Annotated in this window: 1 protein-coding gene; it reads left to right on the top strand. The window is 62.7% G+C overall.

Annotated features, from left to right (window positions below; translation table 11 throughout):
- On the top strand, positions 1-263 hold a 263-nt coding region (locus SB751_RS31805; RefSeq protein ID WP_410749247.1), incomplete at both ends, for a POTRA domain-containing protein.

The following is a 263-nucleotide window of genomic DNA, read 5'->3' as shown; positions in this document are numbered from 1 at the left end:
CAGGGCAATGCGTCGGCAAGCAAGGCATCGACATACTGAGCAAGGCATTGCAACAGACCGTGCTCAATCGCGGCTACGTGACCACGCGCGTACTCGTGCCGCAGCAGGATTTGACGACCGGCACGCTGTCGTTCGCGCTTGTGCCGGGCCTCGTGCGTCAGGTTCGGCTGGCCGATCCTTCGATGTGGGGGACGTGGAAAAACGCGTTTCGGGTCAGCGGCGGCGACCTGCTGAACATGCGCGATCTGGAGCAAGGTCTGGAG

The sequence above is a fragment of the Cupriavidus sp. SIMBA_020 genome (assembly GCF_046535395.1).
Lineage (GTDB): Bacteria > Pseudomonadota > Gammaproteobacteria > Burkholderiales > Burkholderiaceae > Cupriavidus > Cupriavidus campinensis.
Note: the sequence above shows the minus strand (reverse complement) of the source record. Positions and strands in the feature narration are given on the sequence as shown.